Origin of the sequence: Micromonospora sp. NBC_00617, from assembly GCF_045161355.1 — a bacterium.
Classification (GTDB): Bacteria; Actinomycetota; Actinomycetes; order Mycobacteriales; family Micromonosporaceae; genus Micromonospora.
Window position 1 is genome coordinate 1234288 of sequence record NZ_CP107751.1, and the last position, 18432, is coordinate 1252719.

Genomic DNA, 18432 nt, shown 5'->3' on the forward strand with positions numbered 1-18432 from the left:
GCGTCACGATTCGCCTGATAGCTCCCGTACGTTTCCATAGGCTTGCTCTGGGACGTACCCGCCGATCGGCCTTGGAAGGGAATCGTGTCATGAGCGACGACCAGGTCACCCGTAACCTGAAGAGCATGGACGAACTGGACTTCAAGGGGTGGAACCCGGCGGACTGGAACGGAGTGTTCGCCCGCTACCACACGGATGATGTGCTCGTGGACTTGAAAGGGCAACCGCAGACTCACGGCGCCCAGGAGCACATCGACGCCATGCAGGCGTTCGCCGAGAGCACCGGGGGCAGGCCGGTCCAGATCAAGTCGCACCCCATCGGTTTCGGGTCGGGGGAGTGGACCTGCGTGGTGGGCGAGTTCGAAGACGGCAGCCGGATGGTGACAGTAGCGAAATGGCGCGACGGCGCCATCGCTGAGGAGTACATCTGGATGTAGCCGCCGTGCTGGCCCCTACACGTGCAGGTCAGTTCTGGCCCTTCTGCTTCGGATCAATCAGCACCTTGGCGTGTTCGCTCTTGCCCGTGTCGAGTTCCTCGAGGACGTCCTTCAGCGACGACAGACCGAAGGTGCCCGTATGTAGTGATGTCACGTCGATGCGACCCGCGGCGATGGCACGCATGGCGCCGACGAAGTCCTCGTGGTGGTAGGCGAGGGAGCCAATCACCGTCAGCTCGCGGCTCTGCCAGTCGCCGTAGCTGACGCTTGAGTCTTCCAACGGATAGCCGAGCAACGCGAGCGTGCCACCCCGCCGTACCAGTTCTGCCGACGGCTGGAACAGCGAGGGAACGCCGGTGCACTCATAGACCACGTCGGCACCCATGCCTCGCGTGAGGTCGTCCAGCGCGGGCCGGAGCTCCGCGGGCTCGACCACCTGGGTGAAGCCGAACCTGGTGGCCAGCGCACGCCGGACCGGTGAGGGCTCAGAGATGATCATCGGCCCGGCTCCAGCATTGCGCGCGTTCTGGGCGGTCAGCAGACCGATCGGGCCGGCACCTTGGACGACGGTGGTCACGCCGTACTCCGCCGCCACACGCCGCACCGCGTGGAAGGTGACCGCGGTCGGCTCCACGAGCGCTGCCTCCACATCCGAGAGGCCCTCCGGGACCGGGATCACCCGCCGCGCCGAGACCTGCACCTGGGTGGCAAAGGCTCCGTACGCCGGCGCGTCGGCGTCGACCCCGTTGGCCTCGGCGAAAACCGTGTCGCAGTTGCTGGTGTGGCCGGCGACGCACTGGAGGCAGTGGCCGCACGCCGGCCCCACGCCGCCCACCACCCGCTGGCCGACCCGCAGCCCCTGCACCCCGTCTCCCACGGCTGAGATAGAGCCGGTCCATTCGTGGCCGAACACCGCCGGTGGCAGCATGTGGCCATCGGTGTAGCCGTGGACATCCGTGCCGCAGATGCCGGTGTAGGTGATGTCCACCAGGACGTGGCCGGGGCGCGGCCCAGTGGTGGTGACGGCACCCTCGCGAAGCTCGCGTGGACCGGCGACTGCAAGATAACGATCGGTGGTCACCATGGAGGCTCCTTCTGGCAGCGTGATCGCGGGCGCGGCGCCGAATAGTCGCTTGCCGTCAGGTCGCGCACAACCCTAGATGTTCGAGCCGTCGGCCGGCAGGTCGTCGGGCGGCTGTGGGGATCCGCCTTCGCCAGCGGCGTCGGGGCAGGGGAGCCCGAGGGTGTAAGCCGTCATCGACAACGATCCGTAGGCGTAGCCGTCCACGAGGACGTCGGTGTCCGGCGCGTCGGCGGTGGCGGCCAGACCGGCGAGGTAGAGCGCGGGAATGAAGTGATCCGGTGTCGGCACCGCGTGGCGGAAGTCGCGGTGGGTGTCGAGCGTCGCGAACTCGCCCGGATTGGTCAACATCCGGGTTTTGGCGTCCTCGTCGAAGCGCTGGGCCCAGTCGTAGCCGTCGTCGGTCAGCTTCCAGTCCATGCCGCGTAGGTTGTGCACGACATTGCCGCTGGCGATGATGAGCACTCCGCGTTGTCTCAGTGGAGCGAGTTTGGCGCCGAGCTGGAAATGGTAGTCCAAGGGCTTGTCGGCGTTGATGCTGAGCTGTACGACCGGGACCGAGGCGTCCGGGAAAGCGTGCGTCAATACCGACCAGGTGCCGTGGTCAATGCCCCAGCTGTCGAGGTCGGCACCGACCCAGGTCGGGTGAACGGCGTCGCTGATCTCCGTAACCAGCTCGGGCAGCCCGGGCGCGGGGTACTGCACCTCGAACAACGCCTGCGGAAAGCCGTAGAAGTCGTGGATGGTCCGCGGCCGGGGCATCGCGGTGACGGCGGTGGCGTTGGTGTACCAATGCGCGCTGATGACCAGGATGACACGGGGCCGCGGCACCGCGGCGCCGAACGCTTTCCACGAGGTGGTGTATCGATTGACCTCGAGAGCGTTCATGGGGTTGCCATGGCCGATGAATGCGGCGGGCATCAGTGCATCTGAGCCGCCGGGGGTCTCTGCGGTCACGTCGGGCCCTTCCGGAGTTGCCGTCGGAGCGTCACCTCGAGTGTCGGGTAGATCTTCAGAGTAGACCCCTGCGGGCCGGTCGACAGCGAACTCCGGATCGGCCCCGGAGGGGGAGGAGGGTTGGTCGATTCGGCGTCTCGCACGCGCGGGCGTAGATGTTCTGGCCAGCGCCTTCGTAGCCCGAGTCGGCCACCCTCGGCAGATCCAGCGCGAGCGCCGCCTCGTGGCGGGCCCCGGTGACCTGCAACCACCGGGCGCACCTCAGGCGATCACGGCACCCTGCTCCGGTGTGGATGCATCGGTTAACCCCCGCGGAGGTCGAGCGCTACCGCACGACCGCGACGCCGCGTTCGGGGTGATTCGACTCCGCCGACCGCTGCGGTTCCCTGACCCCGTCCCGACCAGCGGGAGGGTTGGCGGTTTCCGGTAACGGTCAGGTCACGAGGTATTCCCAGGCTGGGTGCCTCTCGCTAACTTCAGCCAAGGCATGAGGTCAGACCTCATTCCTCATGCCTCCAACCTGACGAGGTGAGTTGACGAGTGCAGGAACCCGCCCCCCGCTATGCCGGATACCGGTCCTTCGACTACTTGACGGAGCACGTTGACTACAAGGTCTTCGAGCTCGCGCCACAGATTGGCCGGGTGCCAGAACATGACCTCGGCCTGAGCGACGACCAGCGAGCCCGGGTCTCCCGGCTGCTGCACGAGCACATGGCCATCTCGCTGCACGAGCACCCGAAGATCCTGCCGGCCGACGTGTCGCAGCTGCGCGACTACAACCGCACCGGCCGCAACTCGTTCGGCTTCGAGGGCCTGGCCCGGTCCGGCCTGACCGCGGTCCTCGACAACTTCATGAACGGCACCGGCTGCGTGACCAGCGAGCACGCCTGGAAGTGGGACGACGTCATCTACGACATCGGCCTGCGCTTCGCCGACGTCGCCAAGCAGGACCACGTGGTCGTGGCAACCACGCTGGAACAGATTTTCGAGGCCAAACGCAACGGCCAGATCGCCCTGGTGGCCGGTCTGGAAGCGGCCACGATGATCGAGAACGAGCTGGACCGGATCGACATCCTGTACGGCTTCGGCGTCCGCCAGATGGGCATCGCGTACAGCCAGGCGAACATGCTCGGATCCGGCCTCTCCGAGGACCGCGACGGTGGGCTGACCCACTTCGGTCGGCGCGCGGTGGACCGGATGAACAAGCTCGGCATCGCCATCGACATCTCGCACTCCGGCGACCAGACCTCGCTGGATGTGATCGAGGCCAGTCGGGTGCCGGTGTTCATCACCCACGCAGGTGCCCGTTCGGTCTGGAACACCCCTCGGATGAAGCCGGACGAGGTGATCCGGGCCTGCGCCGAGCGGGGTGGCGTGATCGGCATCGAGGCCGCTCCGCACACCACCCTCTCCGAGGCGCACAAGCACCACTCGATCGAGTCGGTGATGGACCACTTCACCTACTGCGTCGAGTTGGTCGGCATCGACCACGTGGCGTTCGGCCCGGACACCAACTTCGGTGACCACGTCGGGCTGCACGACAGCTTTACCCAGCACCTGGCGATCGGGAAGGCCCACGGCGTGGTGGACCACCCCCGGGTGCCCTACGTGAGCGGCATGGAAAACCCGGCGGAGTGCTTCAGCAACATCGTCGGGTGGCTGGTCACGCACGGTTACTCCGACGACGAGATCGCCAAGGTCATCGGCGGCAACATCATCCGGGTTCTTCAGGAGGTTTGGTGAAAAAGACAGTCAAAGGTCGGTGGCGGCTCGCTGTCGCGCTCGGCGTGGCGGCCACGCTGGCTATCTCCGGCTGCGGTCTGAACGAGGACAACTCGTCCTCCAGCAGCTCGCCGTCGGACTCGGTGTTGCGGATCGGCACCACCACCGACGTGAGCAACTTCAACCCGCTCCAGTCGCTCAGCAAGACCGACTCGTGGATTCTCAACGCGATGTACCCGCACCTGCTGCGGATCGACGAGAACGCGAAGAAGGCGCCGGAGCTGGCCAAGGAGTACCGCTACGAGGACGACGGCAAGACCGCGGTCTTCGTGCTGCGCGACGACTTCAAATGGACCGACGGCAAGCCGGTGGTCGCGGACGACGTCAAGTTCAGCGCCGAGATGATCATGAAGTACAAGCTCGGCAACGTCGCGGCGAAGCTGACCTGGGTCGAGTCGATCGAGGCGCCGGACGCGGCCACGGTCAAGTTCAAGCTCTCCCAGCCGTATGCGCCGTTCGCCGAGGGCGTCGGCTTCTGGATGTCGATCGTGCCGAAGCACATCTTCGAGCCGGCCGGCGACCTGTCCAAGTTCCCCAACGACTCGAACTGGGTCGGTGCCGGGCCGTTCGTGCTGGAGAGCATGACCAAGGGTCAGCGCTATGTCATGAAGCGCAACGAGCACTACCCGCTCGCGCCGAACGGCAAGGCCGCGGTCAGCCAGGTCGAGTACCGGGTCTACCCGGACGTGAACACCATGATGCTGGCGCTGCGCAACGGTGACATCGACATGATGGGCACCCCGGTGCCGATCTCGGCGGCGAAGACCTTCGAGAACGACGAGAAGATCAAGCTGAAGAAGGTCGGCGCGCTCGGCTTCGCGCACCTGACCTACAACATGAAGAACAAGAACCTGGCCGCCCAGGAGGTCCGGCAGGCGCTGTCGATGGCGGTGGACACCAAGTCGATCATCTCGGCCGTGCTTCAGGGCGACGGCCAGCAGATGGCCGGTCCGATCTCGCCGATCTTCTCGGAGTACGACAACACCGATATTCAGCCGTACCCGTTCGACCCTGAGGGCGCAAAAGCCAAGCTGAGCGCGGCGGGCTACAAGGACGCCAACAACGACGGCTTCTTCGACGAGCTGAAGTTCGGTGTGGCGTGCGACCAGTCCAACGCGAACCTCACCCGCGTGGTGCAGCTCTTCCGCGAGAGTGCGGCCAAGGCCGGCATCAAGCTGGAGAACGAGTGCGTGGAGCGGAACACCTTCCTCACCCGCACCAAGAACGGCGAGTACGACATCGACGCCTCGCAGTGGGGCGTGTTCGACAACCCGATGGACCAGCTGCGCAGCACCTACCTGTCCAGCAACCCGGGTGGCATCAACTACAACCTGCTCAAGTCGGCGGAAGTGGACGCGCTGATCAACGAGGCGGCCGGCACCACCGACCCTGAGGCGTTCAAGACCAAGATCAAGAACCTTGACAAGGTCGTGCACGAGCAGGCGTACCTGACCCCGCTGTACGTGGAGAACTTCCAGTTCGCCTACAACGCCAGCAAGTTCACCGGCTTCGTCCCGTCGCCGTCGGACCTGCTCGGCATGGTCACCGCGTACTCGCTGGCCCAGGTCACCCCGGTCAAGTAACCCAGAACTAGAGGGAAAGGAGGGGTCCCCCATGGTGCGTTTCGTACTCAGCCGGGCGCTGAAGGCAGTCCTGACCATATGGATTGCGATCACTTCGACGTTCTTCCTGCTCCGGCTCCTGCCGGGGGACCCCACGACCCTCATGGTCGAGGGAGACATGACGCCGGAGATGCAGGCGGCACTGCTCAAGACGTACGGCCTGGACCGTCCGCTGTGGGAGCAGTACGTGTCGTACCTGCGCGAGTTGGTCCAGGGCAACCTGGGCATCTCGTTCCGGCAGATCCAGCCGGTCACCGACATCATCCTCGAGCGGCTGCCCTGGACGTTGCTGCTGGCCGGCAGCGCCTTCATCCTCACCATCGCCGTCGGTATCCCGATCGGCGTGACCGCCGCCGTCAACCGCGGCAAGTGGCTCGACCGCGCGTTGCAGGGCTTCGGGATCAGCGCGAACGCGCTCTTCGTGCCGAGCGTCGCCATCCTGCTGCTGGTCTTCTTCGGGGCACAGCTCCGCTGGTTCCCGATCGGTGGGGCGATCGACCCGGACACCCGGGGCGTGGCGGCCTACCTGAGCCTGGCCCACCACCTGGTGCTGCCGGTGCTGTCCCTGGTCCTGGTGCAGCTCGGCCCGTACGCGCTGACCCTGCGCACCAACATGATCGAGGTCCTCGGTGAGGACTACATCCGCGCCGCGCAGGCCCGTGGTCTCTCGGCCCGGCGTCGAGTCTGGAAGCACGGCCTGCGCAACGCGATCCTGCCGGCGCTGACCCTGATGGGTCTGCAGTTGGGCACCCTGGTCGGTGGCGCGGTGCTGACCGAGACGGTTTTCGCCTTCCCAGGGGTTGGCCGGCTGATCTACGAGGCGGTCGGGCAGCAGGACTACCCGGTGATCCAGGGGGCGTTCATCATGCTCGCCGTCACCGTGGTGATCGCCAACGCGCTGACCGACATGCTCTACGCGGTCCTCAACCCCCGGATCCGGCTGTGAGCGCGCGGAGCCTGGCGGGGCGGATCCCCGCCTCCGCGAACACAGAACTCGACGCGAGCGCCCCGGCCGGTGCGCGTCGCCCGGACCCGTTCGCCGCCACCAACGAAGGGAGGGTGCCGTGAGCGCCCCCGTGCTGACCGAGCAGGCACTGCCGCCGGCCTCGGCCGCGCCCAAGCGGTCCTCCTGGTCCGGCTACCTGCGTCAGCCCACGGTGGCGCTGTCGGTGCTGGTGCTGCTCGTGATGGTGCTGATGGCGGTCTTCGCGTCGGTGATCGCCGACGAGCCCAGCGGCGCCGGCCCGGACGTGCTGCAACCCCCGTCCGGGGCGCACTGGTTCGGCACCGACGACCTCGGGCAGGACATCTTCGCCCAGGTGGTCTGGGGCACCCGGACCAGTCTGGTGATCGGCCTGGCCGCCTCGCTGATCGCGATCGTTATGGGCACCGCGATCGGCCTGGCCGCGGCGTACTTCCGTCCGATCGACTCGGTCGCCATGGTGATCACCGATGTGATGCTCGCGCTGCCCACCCTGCCCTTGATGATCATGCTGGCTGCGGTGGTGAACCCGAGCGTCTGGACGCTGACCCTGATCATCGGATTCTTCGCCTGGCCGGAGGTGGCCCGGCTGATCCGATCGCAGGGCCTGGTGATCAGCTCGATGCCCTACATCGACGGGGCCCGGGTGCTCGGTGCCACTGGCTGGCGGATCGTCACCCGGGAGATCCTGCCCGCGGTCGTCTCGCTGATGGTCGTCAGCGTGCTGATCACCGCCTCCCGAGCGGTGATCTCCGAGGCCGGCCTGAGCTTCCTCGGCCTCGGTGACCCGGACGTCTGGTCCTGGGGACGCATCCTGCTCAACGCCCAACGCAGCGGCACGATCGCGATCGCCTGGTGGCAGACGCTGTTCCCGTCCCTGGCGATTCTGTTCCTGGTGCTGGCCGCGACCCTCGCCGGTACGCGGTTCAACGACACCCGCGACCCGCGCCGCAACGGAGGCTGACCCATGCGACTGCCGGAAACCTTCTACACCAGCGTCCGCAGCCGACTCGGCGAGGCGCTTGACGCCCGCGGCCTGGATGGCTTCCTGGCCACGTCCCCAGCGGACGTCGCCTTCCTCAGCGGCTTCTTCTACATCGCCACCGAGCGTCCGGTCTACCTCTGGATGCCGCGTGCGGGAGACCCGCTGCTGGTGATCCCGCGCCTCGACGAGGAGTACGCCGCCCAGCAGGGCGTGACCGTCCCGATGGTCACCTACTTCGAGTACCCGGGCGTGGTCACCGCCGAGCAGACGCTCGCCTCGGCGCTGTCTCGTCCCGGCGGCCCGGTCCGCCGGGTCGGGGTGAGCGCCGGGGTGTCGGTCGGCGCGTTCAAGGCGCTGTCGCAGGCCATCGCCGGGGCGACCCTGGAGACCACCGACGCGGTGGCGAAGCTGCGGCTGCGCAAGTTCCCCGAGGAGATCCCGTTCCACGAGGCCGCCGCGCGGATCTGCGACGAGATGCTCGGCGCCGGGCGGGCACTGATCGAGGAGGCGCTGGCCAGCGGGGGATCGCTGCCCCGCGAGGACGAGATCGCCCGGCACGTGATCGGGTACGGCACCGACCGGATGTACGCCGAGTACGACCTGGTCCTCTACACCACCAAGCTGGCCGGCGGGCTGGTCTACGCCGGTCCGAACTCGGCCCTGCCGCACGGCCTGCCGACCCGTCGGCGGATCCAGCCGGGCGACACGCTGATCCTCTCCCTCGGCGCGGCGGTGGCCAGCCGGTTCGTGGAGAGCGAGCGCACCTTCATCATCGGTGAACCCACCGCCGAGCAGGTGCGCTACTACGAGGCCGACCGGGAGGCGCAGGAGGTCGGCACCCAGGCGATGATCGCCGGTCGTACCTGCGCCGAGGTCAACAAGATCTGCCTGGACGTGCTGCGTGAGCAGGGACTGGGCGACTACATCCGGCACCGGCAGGGGCACGGCATCGGGCTGCAGAACCACGAGGCGCCGTGGGTCGAGGACGGCGACGACACCGTGCTCGCGCCCGGGATGCTGCTCTCCAGCGAGCCCGGTGTTTACGTTCCCGGCCACGCCGGCTACCGCATTTCCGACACGGTCCTGGTGCAGGAGGCCGGTCCGCGCCGGCTTACCGGCTACCCGCGCGACCTGGCATCCAACGTCATCGAGGGGGTCCGATGAAAATCAACGGCGCTGAACTGGTCGTCGAGGCGTTCGGCCCGACCGACGCACCGGCGATGATCGTGCACCATGGGGCGCCCGGTCTCGGCTCGCGCAACGAACCGAAACGTTCGTTCGGCCCGTTCGCCGACCGGATGCGGGTCATCGTCTTCGACGCCCGCGGATCCGGCGAGTCCAGCGACGACGAGCCGTTCACGCACGAGCAGTGGGTGGCCGATGTGGATGCCATCCGGGAGCACTTCGGCTACGAGAAGATTGTCATGGCTGGCGGCTCGTACGGCGGGTTCATCGCCCTGGAGTACGCCATCGCCCACCCGGACCGGGTCTCCGCGCTGGTGCTGCGGGACACCGCGGCGGACACCGCGTTCGACTACCTGGCGGTCGAGCGGGCCCGCAACACCGACCGTGGGGTGATTCCAGAGTGGGCCATCGACCGGATCGGCACCGGCCGGTTCGAGAGCAACGAGCAGCTGCGCGAGTACTGGAAGGCCATCCTGCCGCTCTACGACCACCAGCACGACCCGGCCAAGGACGAGGCGCGGCTGGCCGCCACCCGGTTCCACTACCGAACCCACAACGCGGCCTTCGGGCAGAACATGCCCCGCTACGACCTCAAGCCGAAGCTGCCGTCGATCACCTGCCCGACCCTGGTCACCGTGGGCCGGCACGACTGGCGTACCCCGGTGGAGGCCTCGCAGGTCATCGCGGACCTGGTCCCGAATGGCGAGCTGGTGGTCTTCGAGAAGTCCGGCCACTCGCCGCAGCTTGAGGAGCCCGAGAAGTTCCAGCAGTTGGTGCGGGACTTCCTGGGCAGAGCCGGGGTGCTGCGATGACCCTGTTGGAGATCGCCGACCTGCAGGTCGCGTTCCCCGGCCCGAGCGGGCCGGTCAAGGCGGTCAACGGGGTGTCGCTCCAGGTCGACTCCGGACAGACCCTGGCCATCCTCGGCGAGTCCGGCTCCGGCAAGAGCGTCACCGCGCAGACGGTGATGGGCATCCTCGACGTGCCGCCGGCCACGATCACCGGCTCGGTCCAGCTGCGCGGCCGGGAGCTGCTCACCCTGCCGCGCAAGCAGCGCGACCGGCTCAGTGGTGAAGAGATCGGCATGGTCTTCCAGGACGCGATGGCCGCGCTCAACCCGGTCTTCACCGTGGGGCACCAGATCATGGAGGTGCTGCGGGTCCGCCGGGGCATGTCCAAGGGCGACGCCCGGCGCCGGGCCATCGAGCTGGTCGACCGGGTACGGATACCGGCGGCCAAGGACCGGATCCGGGACTATCCGCACCAGTTCTCCGGCGGTATGCGCCAGCGCATCATGATCGCGCTGGCCGTCTGCCTGGAGCCGGACCTGCTGATCGCCGACGAGCCCACCACCGCCCTGGACGTGACCGTGCAGGCCCAGGTGATGGAGTTGCTCGCGGAGATCCAGCGGGACAGCGGAATGGGCCTGCTGCTGATCACCCACGACCTCGGGGTGGTCGCCGAGGTCGCCGACGACGTGGCGGTGATGTACGCCGGCCGGATCGTCGAGCGCGGCACGGTCGAGCAGATCTTCGCCGGTCCGGCCCACCCCTACACCGAAGGGCTACTCGCCTCGATGCCCCGGGTGGACCGGCGCGACGAGCAGCTCTACGCGATCCCGGGCGTCCCGCCCAACCCGGCCCGGCTCCCCGCCGGCTGCCCGTTCCACCCGCGTTGTCCCCGGGCTACCGACGAATGCCTGGGGACCCTGCCGCCGCTGCGGGCACTGCCGGCCAACCGGGCCAGCGCCTGCCACCACCACGAGGAGGTGCTCGGTGCCACCCAGCGATGATGTGGTGCTACGGGTCGAGAACCTGGTCAAGCACTTCCCGGTCAAGGGGCGGATTCCGTTCACCTCCGGCGGGGTGGTCAAGGCCGTCGACGGGGTCTCCTTCAACCTGCGCCGAGGCGAGACGCTCGGCGTGGTGGGCGAGTCCGGCTGCGGCAAGAGCACGTTGGCCCGGATGCTGGTCGGGTTGGAGCAGCCCACCTCGGGCGCGGTGCGCTTCGGCACGTCGGTGGTGCACCAGGCCAAGGGGCGTGAGCTGCGGGCGCTGCGCCGACGGATCCAGATCGTGCTCCAGGACCCGTACACCTCGCTGAACCCCCGCCGCACCATCCGGGAGATCCTGCTCCAGCCCTTCGAGATCCACCCCGACGTGCTGGACCGCCGGCGCCGGATCGAGCGGATCAAGGAACTGCTCGACCTGGTCGGTCTCGACGCCAGCCTGCACCTGGACCGCTACCCGCATCAGTTCTCCGGCGGGCAGCGCCAGCGGATCGGCATCGCCCGGGCGCTCGCGCTGAACCCCGACGTCATCGTCTGCGACGAGCCGGTCTCCGCGCTGGACGTGTCGGTCCAGGCCCAGGTGGTCAACCTGCTGGAACGGCTCCAGGAGGAGCTTGGTGTGGCGTATGTCTTCATCGCCCACGACCTGTCGGTGGTGCGCCACATCTCCGACCGGGTGGCCGTGATGTACCTCGGCAAGCTGGTGGAGACCGGTCCCGAGATCAACCTCTACGAATCGCCCCGGCACCCGTACACCAAAGCGCTGCTCTCCGCCGTGCCGGTGCCCGATCCGGCCGGCCGCCAGCAGCGACAGCGGATCCTGCTGGCCGGCGACCCGCCCAGCCCGGTCAACCCGCCGTCGGGTTGCCGGTTCCGGACCCGCTGCTGGCAGGCGACCGATACCTGTGCCACCACCGAACCGCTGCTGGCCGTCGGTGAGCATCCGGTTGCCTGTCACTTCCCGCTGGCCGCGTAACGGCCGGTGACCGTCCTCAAAGGAGAAAGTTTCTTGCTGCAAGAACCCGCCCCCCGGCACCAGGGCCACAGGTCGTACTCGTACCTGGAGCCGCACACGGACTACCGGGTGTTCACGTTGGCGAAGGAAGTCGGTCGGGTACCGGAGCACGACCTCGGACTGAACGACGCCCAGCGTGAGCGGGTGACCCGGCTGCTCACCGAGCACGCCGCGATCTCGCTGCACGAGCACCCGGTGATCCTGCCCGAGGACGTCCGCGAACTGCGGGCCTACAACCGGACCGCGCGCCAGCGCACCGGCTACGAGGGCCTGGCCCGCTCCGGTCTGACCGCGGTCTTCGACAACTTCATGGCCGGTGCCTCCTGCGTGACCAGCGAGAACGGCTGGAAGTGGAACGACCTCATCTACGCCCTCGGGATGCGGATGAGCGACCTCTACAAGCAGGACCACGTCTTCCTGGCCACCTCGCTGGCCGACATCCACGCCGCGAAGCGGGACGGTCGGCTGGCCCTGGTCGCCGGCCTGGAGTGCAGCAGCCCGATCGAGAACGAGTTGGACCGGATCGACATCCTGTACGGCTTCGGTGTCCGCCAGCTCGGTATCGCGTACAGCCAGGCGAACATGCTCGGCGGTGGCCTCTCCGAGAAGCACGATGGTGGACTGACCCACTTCGGTCGGCGCGCGGTGGACCGGATGAACAAGCTCGGCATCGCCATCGACATCTCGCACTCCGGCGACCAGACCTGCCTGGACGTGATCGAGGCCAGTCGGGTGCCGGTGTTCATCACCCACGCCGGTGCCCGTTCGGTCTGGAACACCTCCCGGATGAAGCCGGACGAGGTGATCCGGGCCTGCGCCGAGCGGGGTGGCGTGATCGGCATCGAGGCCGCTCCGCACACCACCCTCTCCGAGGCGCACAAGCACCACTCGATCGAGTCGGTGATGGACCACTTCACCTACTGCGTCGACCTGGTTGGCATCGACCACGTCACGTTCGGCCCGGATACCATGTTCGGCGACCACGTCGGGGTACACAACACGTACGCCGGCAACTACGCCCACGACGCCGGCAACCGGCCGGAGCACCCTCGGGTGGAGTACGTGTCCGGGCTGGAGAACCCGGGCGAGGCGTTCGGAAACATCGTCGGCTGGCTGGTCACGCACGACTACTCGGACGACGAGATCGCCAAGGTGATCGGCGGGAACACCATCCGGGTGCTCGAACAGGTCTGGTAATGCGCTCCTGGCCGATCGGCCGAGAGGGCACCGACGAACTACACTCCGTACGCCGCTGGCGGCAACGGAGAGCGATGAGGTGAGGGCGGATGGCTCGGCGCGAAACCGCGCTACAGGCCGCGCACGGTCGGCTACGGGAGTTGATCGGCAGTGAGTTCCGGTCGGGCGACAAGCTGCCCAACGAGCGGGACCTGGCCGACCGGTTGGAGGTCAGCCGGGCCACCGTGCGTGAGGTGCTGGGCCAACTCGCCGTCGAGGGAGTGGTGACCCGTACCTGGGGGATCGGCACCTTCGTGCACGACGGCGCCGAGCGGGTGCCGGTGTCGATCGGTGACGTGACCGCGCTGCGGGACCGGATCACCGCCTCGGGCCACCAGCCGACGCTTCAGGACGCGGCGGTCAGCCGGGCGAACTGCCCGGCTGACTGCGCCAAGGTGCTCGGGTTGGAGCCGAATTCGCCGGTGTGGCGGGTCGACCGGCTCTTCGCCGTGGACGGCGTCGCGGCGGCCTGGATCCGTGACCATCTGCCGCTCCGTTTCGACGGCCGCGACCTCGACCCGTCCGGGTTGGTCAGCATCGACCTGGACATGTTCGAGTTCCTCGCCAGCGCGACCGGCATGCCGGTGCGGCGGGCGGAGATCGAACTTTCCGCCGTGCTCGCCGACGAGGAATCCACCGCCCGGCTCGGCGTGGCGGTCGGGCATCCGCTGGTCACCGCGACCCAGATCGGTTACGGGACGGATGGCGCAGCCCTCTTCCACGGGCACATCACGGTCCGCACCGATGTGCTGACCCTGCGGATCAGTCGGGGAGTGGAGCCCCAGCCGGCGCGGTGAGCGCCGACAGCGGTCAGATCAGCCGCAGCGCGACCGGCCGAGACCATGGGCGATGATGACACGGCGAGCACGGCACCCCTTGCGGATCTTGATATCTGGATCCACCGGTGCCGTGCTCGTCAGTTCGGCTGCTCGGCCTGGTCGAGGATCTGATGACCTCCGCACCATAAGGCAACAAAGTTAACGGTTGCCGTTGACTTTGCCATCGATGACTATCAGGCTGTGAGAGCGCTCTCTCGGACTCATTCTGGCCGTCAGGATGGGCCAGGCCGATGTCAGGAGGTTCCGGGTGAACAAGAGCTTGTCGATGCTAGGCCGCCTCAGGGTGGCTCTCGGCGTCGCCGCGGCGGTCCTTGTCACCGCTGTTCCGATGGTCACCGTCAGGCCGGAGCCGGCCGACGCGGTGGGGCCTGATGTCCTACCCGTCACCGTCACGAACAACTCCGGTCGCGGTGAGGCGGTGTTCCTCTACATCCTGGGGCAGGACATTCGCCCCGGCGGCCGGCTCGGCTACGTCAACGCCGCCGGACAGTTCTCTGCCTGGCCCGCTGGTGGCCTGCCGCCGACCCCCGCGCCGGACGTCGCGATCTCGGGCCCAGGCAATGGAGGCAGCGTCACCGTACGCTTCCCGCGGTTCATCTCGGCCCGGATCTATTTCTCCTTCGGCCGGAAGTTGGACTTCCGTCTCAGCCCCGACGGGCTTGTCCAACCCGCACCCTGGGCCGGCGGGGACCCGAACCGGGACATCCTGTTCGACTGGTCCGAGTTCACCTACAACGACTCGGGTCTGTGGCTGAACAGCTCCCAGGTGGACATGTTCGCCGTCCCGCACGGCGTGAGCGTCACCGGTGCCGACGGGCAGACGATCCGCACCGGCGACCCGGTCGCCAACGGCCGGGAGAACGTGATCAACCAGATCCGGGCCAACGGCGACTTCGCCCGTTCCGTGTACACCCGCTCCGACGGCACCGTCCTGCGGGTCCTCGCGCCCGGCAAAGCGATGGACGCCGGCCTGATGAGCCCGAACTACCTGGACGGATACATCACCTCGGCGTGGAACGCCTACACGGGCCGAACCCTCACCGTCGTGCCCCGGGTCAACGAGCCGAACCGGCGGTTCTTCGGCCGGACCAACGGCAACACCATGGTCTTCACCGACTCTGCCGGCGCTCAGGTCGCCACGGTGGCCAAGCCCAGCACGGCCAACGTCTGGGGCTGCGACGGGGTGTTCAACGCCCCGAACACGCCACCGTTCATCGAGCCGGAGATAAAGCGGACGCTGTGCACAGCGCTGAACCGAGGCACCCTGGGCACCTCGTCGCAGGAGCCGGTGCTGGATGCGAACCAGTTCTACCGCAACAGTGCGCCCAACCACTACTCGCGGATCGTCCACGCCAACATGGCCGACGGCAAGGCGTACGGTTTCGCCTACGACGACGTCGGCGGCTTCGAGTCGCTGGTGCACCACGGCGACCCCCGCTCGGCGGCGATCATTCTCTCGCCCTTCACCGGCGGCAACCCGCCGCCCACCACGCCGCCCCCGGCCACCGACTCCAGCCGGATCGTCAGCAACTGGCACAACAAGTGCATCGACGTACCGAACTGGAACTTCAACGACGGTCAACGCCTGATCGTCTGGAACTGCACCGACGGCACGAACCAGCGCTGGGAGTTCGTCGGCGGCACGCTGCGTACCCAGAACAACAAGTGCATGGACGTAGCCTGGGGCTCCACTGCCGACGGTGCCGCCATCCAGATCGCCACCTGTTCCGGCAACCCCGCGCAGCAGTTCGTTCTCAGCGGCGCCGGTGACCTGGTCAATCCGCAGGCCAACAAGTGCGTCGACATCAAGGACTGGGACCCGAACAACGACGCGGTCCTGCAGCTGTGGACCTGCAACGGCGGCGCCAACCAGAAGTGGCGACGCGGCTGACCAACCCCCGCCGGGGGCGGGTGCCCAAAGGAGCACGTACTCGGGCGCCCGTCCCCAGCGTCCTACGCTCGGCGAACTGGACCCCGGGTCCAGCAAGGTTGAAGGAGTTCGCGCCATGCGATCACGGGGTCCGCGATGCGGATGCGGCGGCGGGCGTTGATGATCCGTGATGCCGCCACAGGGGCCGTCTCGGTCTACCGAGACGGCCCCTGCCGCGTACCTGGGTGTCTCACTGAGTTGCTACGCCCAGCGTCGAAGCTTTCGGTGCAGCCCTGAACGCGGGCAGAGGGTAGCGGACACGGTCACTTACCGGAGAACTCCCAGAGGGGCCCGGTCCGCCACTCGTGATCGTTGTAGCGGACGCCGCCCGCGGAAACCGCGTCTGGACCGCATGACTCCCACCAGAACTGTCTTCTCATCCCGGCAGTGCCGATTGGCTGTGCACCGGCCGGACGGCGTGCCGACGATCTCACTGGCGGAGCCGGGTGGGGCGGTAGGCGAAGCGGTGGGGGTCGGGCCCGGCGTGGACGGCCGCCCGTGTGCGGCCGTCCACACTCGTGTCCCGGACGCGGAGGGATCGCCCCGCGGTTCAGCGGTTCGTCACTCCGGTGCCAGCGGCTGGCGGGACCCGCTCGAACCGCACCTTGCTCAGCCATCCCGGGAGGTCACTGAGCACGTACAGCTCGCCGTTCACGTCCGCGCCGAACGCCGTCGGCTGCGTGGGGAAGGTGCCGATCTCAGCGGACTCGTAGCCACCCGTGGACTTTGGACGCACGGCGAACGCGCGGGTCGAGCAGTAGTCGCTCGCGATGTAGGTCCCCCGCGCCTCGGGGGTGACGGACCCCCGGTACACCAGGCCGCCGATGATGGAGCAGTTCTCCGTCAGGTAGTGCTCGTACTCGACGACCGGGTCGGTGAGCCGCACACCCGGCCGGCACTGGGTCTGGTCGAAGACCGGCGTGCCCTCCTTGCAGGACCAGCCCAGGTTCGCGCCACGCTGCGCCGGGCGGATGTGGTTGATCTCCTCGATCAGGCCCTGGCCGACGTCGCCGATCCACAGTGAGTTGTCGACCGGGTCGATGGAGAACTTCCACGGGTTGCGCAGCCCGTAGACCCAGATCTCCGGCCGCGCACCCGGCGTGCGGACGAACGGATTGTCGGAGGGCACGCAGTAGGGCTTACTCCCGCAGGTGCGGCTGACGTCGATCCGCAGAATCTTGCCGAGCAGTGTGCCGAGGTTCTGACCGCTCTTGAACGGGTCGTTCGCGTTGCCGCCGTCGCCGAGGGACCAGTACAGGTAGCCGTCGCGGCCGAAGGCCACCTGTCCGCCGTTATGGTTGCCGTACTCGGCGTGCTCCTGGGTGAGCAGCACCTGCAGCCGGTCCGGAGCGCCGAGGGGCACTCGCGCCAGGGTCAGCGTGCCGGCCGGCAGGCTCGTGTAGGCCACGTAGAGGAGCCCGGTCCGCGCGAAGTTCGGCGCCGGCGTGATGCCGAGGAGGCCGCGCTCGTTGTCCGACGTGTCGATGCGGGCGGTCAGGTCGAGCACCGGCGCTGCCGCCAGGCCGGTGTCGGGGTGGTACGCGCGGACGGTGCCGTTCTTCTCCGCAATCAGCATCCGACCGTCCGGCAGTCCGGTGAGCGCGATCGGACGTTGCAGACCGAACGCCACCCGTTCGGACACCACGGTCAGCTCAGCGAGTGGTGCCGCACTGGTGTGCGATGCGCCGGCTGCCGCGGTGCTGGCGGCCGACGCCGGTGGCATCAGAAGCGCGGACAGGGCCAGGGTGAGCAGCCCGGCCAGCATGGTGGCCGGGCGATAACGCCGTCGCTGCATGTTCAGCTCCTCGAGCAGGTGGGTGGAGGCGCGGTCGGGGAACGTTCCACAAAACCTCGGTATGAGTCGATTTATGGCTCATCGGCTCCTGGTGCTACCGGAAGGGCACTCCGGCCCAGGGTGCCAACGCGCCCTGGGCCGAAGTGGTGCCGTGCCGGTCGGACCTGCCGATCAGGTGATGGTGATGTCGCTGCACCACATGTAGGTCTGGTCCAGGTGCGACGCCCTCCAGATCACGAACAGGATTTGGTTCCCGCTGCGTGCGGGGAGCGAGACGTTGAACGAGATGTTCTGCGCTGGCGCGTAGCGCCCGGTCGTCGCGATCAGGTCGAGGTTGCCCCACCCGAGCCGCTGGGTGGCCGGGTTGAACCCCTGCTTGGTGACGTAGACCTGGAAGTAGTCAGCACCGTGGCTGGCCTGGTCGTACATCTGGACCGTGAGGTTGCGGCTGACGGTGGTCGCCTTCCACGGTCCGGGCTGGTTCACCGCGTCGTTCCTGGAGAGGGCGTTGCTGCACAGTTGCCCGTCCGGCGTGCGGGCTTGGTACTGGCCAGCGAGGCCGTCCCGCAGTTGGCTCATCCAGTTCCACATGGTGTCGGGGTTCGCCTGGAACGCTTGCCAGCACATCGGGTCCTGCTGCTGCATGGCCGGGTTCGTGTGCTGGTTGCCCCAGGTCTTCCAGCACTGGTAAGCGCGAGTCGCCGGACTGATGACGGTGCCGTGGGCCTGGGCCGCGCCGGTCCAGGGCAGCGTGCCGACCACCATGGCGAACATCAGAACGAGCGCTTGGAGGGACC

Annotated in this window: 16 protein-coding genes; 12 read left to right on the top strand and 4 right to left on the bottom strand. The window is 67.9% G+C overall.

The window, feature by feature from the left end:
- Window positions 1–89 precede the first annotated feature (89 nt).
- Entirely contained in the window at window positions 90–437 is a 348-nt protein-coding gene (locus tag OG505_RS05610) for a hypothetical protein (RefSeq protein WP_405431484.1), read from the top strand.
- A gap of 28 nt (window positions 438–465) precedes the next feature.
- Here OG505_RS05610 and OG505_RS05615 read toward each other — a convergent pair whose 3' ends face one another.
- Window positions 466–1521, bottom strand: a complete 1056-nt coding sequence (locus OG505_RS05615; protein WP_405431485.1) for a zinc-binding dehydrogenase — start codon at window positions 1519–1521, stop codon at window positions 466–468.
- 72 nt (window positions 1522–1593) lie between these two features.
- Entirely contained in the window at window positions 1594–2475 is an 882-nt protein-coding gene (ygiD, locus tag OG505_RS05620) for a 4,5-DOPA dioxygenase extradiol (protein ID WP_405431486.1), read from the bottom strand.
- Between the two features lie 642 nt (window positions 2476–3117).
- On the opposite strand from ygiD, the gene OG505_RS05625 reads away from it, so the two are divergent.
- From OG505_RS05625 to OG505_RS05675, 11 genes are all read left to right on the top strand, one after another.
- Window positions 3118–4218: a dipeptidase gene (locus tag OG505_RS05625; RefSeq protein ID WP_405431487.1), complete on the top strand. Its 1101-nt coding sequence runs from the start codon at window positions 3118–3120 to the stop codon at window positions 4216–4218.
- The gene (locus OG505_RS05630; protein ID WP_405431488.1) at window positions 4215–5840 is read left to right on the top strand and encodes an ABC transporter substrate-binding protein; all 1626 of its coding nucleotides are present in this window, start codon (window positions 4215–4217) and stop codon (window positions 5838–5840) included. Before OG505_RS05625 ends, OG505_RS05630 begins: the two co-directional genes overlap by 4 nt.
- Window positions 5841–5871: 31 nt before the next feature.
- Window positions 5872–6825: an ABC transporter permease gene (locus OG505_RS05635; protein WP_405431489.1), complete on the top strand. Its 954-nt coding sequence runs from the start codon at window positions 5872–5874 to the stop codon at window positions 6823–6825.
- A gap of 118 nt (window positions 6826–6943) precedes the next feature.
- Complete coding sequence (locus OG505_RS05640; RefSeq protein ID WP_405431491.1) at window positions 6944–7825, top strand: ABC transporter permease; 882 nt, start codon at window positions 6944–6946, stop codon at window positions 7823–7825.
- A 3-nt stretch (window positions 7826–7828) separates the two neighbouring features.
- Window positions 7829–9010: a M24 family metallopeptidase gene (locus OG505_RS05645; RefSeq protein ID WP_405431493.1), complete on the top strand. Its 1182-nt coding sequence runs from the start codon at window positions 7829–7831 to the stop codon at window positions 9008–9010.
- Window positions 9007–9843 (top strand): alpha/beta fold hydrolase, encoded by an 837-nt coding sequence (locus tag OG505_RS05650; protein WP_405431494.1) that lies wholly within the window; start codon window positions 9007–9009, stop codon window positions 9841–9843. The genes OG505_RS05645 and OG505_RS05650 overlap by 4 nt, the downstream gene beginning before the upstream one ends.
- Window positions 9840–10823 carry an ABC transporter ATP-binding protein gene (locus OG505_RS05655; RefSeq protein WP_405431495.1) on the top strand — a complete coding sequence of 328 codons (984 nt, stop codon included), beginning with the start codon at window positions 9840–9842 and terminating at the stop codon, window positions 10821–10823. The genes OG505_RS05650 and OG505_RS05655 overlap by 4 nt, the downstream gene beginning before the upstream one ends.
- Window positions 10807–11796, top strand: a complete 990-nt coding sequence (locus tag OG505_RS05660; RefSeq protein WP_405431496.1) for an ABC transporter ATP-binding protein — start codon at window positions 10807–10809, stop codon at window positions 11794–11796. The genes OG505_RS05655 and OG505_RS05660 overlap by 17 nt, the downstream gene beginning before the upstream one ends.
- A 33-nt stretch (window positions 11797–11829) precedes the next feature.
- Window positions 11830–13032 carry a dipeptidase gene (locus OG505_RS05665; RefSeq protein WP_405431498.1) on the top strand — a complete coding sequence of 401 codons (1203 nt, stop codon included), beginning with the start codon at window positions 11830–11832 and terminating at the stop codon, window positions 13030–13032.
- A gap of 89 nt (window positions 13033–13121) precedes the next feature.
- A complete protein-coding gene (locus OG505_RS05670) occupies window positions 13122–13868 on the top strand; it encodes a GntR family transcriptional regulator (protein ID WP_405431499.1) in 747 nt (248 codons plus the stop codon).
- Window positions 13869–14238: 370 nt separating this feature from the next.
- Complete coding sequence (locus OG505_RS05675) at window positions 14239–15801, top strand: beta-1,3-glucanase family protein (protein WP_405431501.1); 1563 nt, start codon at window positions 14239–14241, stop codon at window positions 15799–15801.
- A 589-nt stretch (window positions 15802–16390) separates the two neighbouring features.
- On the opposite strand, the gene OG505_RS05680 is transcribed toward OG505_RS05675, so the two are convergent.
- The gene (locus OG505_RS05680; RefSeq protein WP_405431503.1) at window positions 16391–17635 is read right to left on the bottom strand and encodes a PQQ-dependent sugar dehydrogenase; all 1245 of its coding nucleotides are present in this window, start codon (window positions 17633–17635) and stop codon (window positions 16391–16393) included.
- A gap of 171 nt (window positions 17636–17806) precedes the next feature.
- Entirely contained in the window at window positions 17807–18409 is a 603-nt protein-coding gene (locus tag OG505_RS05685) for a lytic polysaccharide monooxygenase (RefSeq protein ID WP_234581010.1), read from the bottom strand.
- Window positions 18410–18432: the final 23 nt, after the last annotated feature.

Bases quoted from the DNA above. Each gene is read 5' to 3' on its own strand.
- OG505_RS05685 (WP_234581010.1), bottom strand. From the start codon at position 18,409: ATGTTCGCCATGGTGGTCGGCACGCTGCCCTGGACCGGCGCGGCCCAG.
- OG505_RS05680 (WP_405431503.1), bottom strand. From the start codon at position 17,635: ATGCAGCGACGGCGTTATCGCCCGGCCACCATGCTGGCCGGGCTGCTC.
- OG505_RS05670 (WP_405431499.1), top strand. From the start codon at position 13,122: ATGGCTCGGCGCGAAACCGCGCTACAGGCCGCGCACGGTCGGCTACGG.
- OG505_RS05655 (WP_405431495.1), top strand. From the start codon at position 9,840: ATGACCCTGTTGGAGATCGCCGACCTGCAGGTCGCGTTCCCCGGCCCG.
- OG505_RS05645 (WP_405431493.1), top strand. From the start codon at position 7,829: ATGCGACTGCCGGAAACCTTCTACACCAGCGTCCGCAGCCGACTCGGC.
- OG505_RS05610 (WP_405431484.1), top strand. From the start codon at position 90: ATGAGCGACGACCAGGTCACCCGTAACCTGAAGAGCATGGACGAACTG.
- OG505_RS05650 (WP_405431494.1), top strand. From the start codon at position 9,007: ATGAAAATCAACGGCGCTGAACTGGTCGTCGAGGCGTTCGGCCCGACC.
- OG505_RS05635 (WP_405431489.1), top strand. From the start codon at position 5,872: ATGGTGCGTTTCGTACTCAGCCGGGCGCTGAAGGCAGTCCTGACCATA.
- OG505_RS05615 (WP_405431485.1), bottom strand. From the start codon at position 1,521: ATGGTGACCACCGATCGTTATCTTGCAGTCGCCGGTCCACGCGAGCTT.
- OG505_RS05675 (WP_405431501.1), top strand. From the start codon at position 14,239: ATGGTCACCGTCAGGCCGGAGCCGGCCGACGCGGTGGGGCCTGATGTC.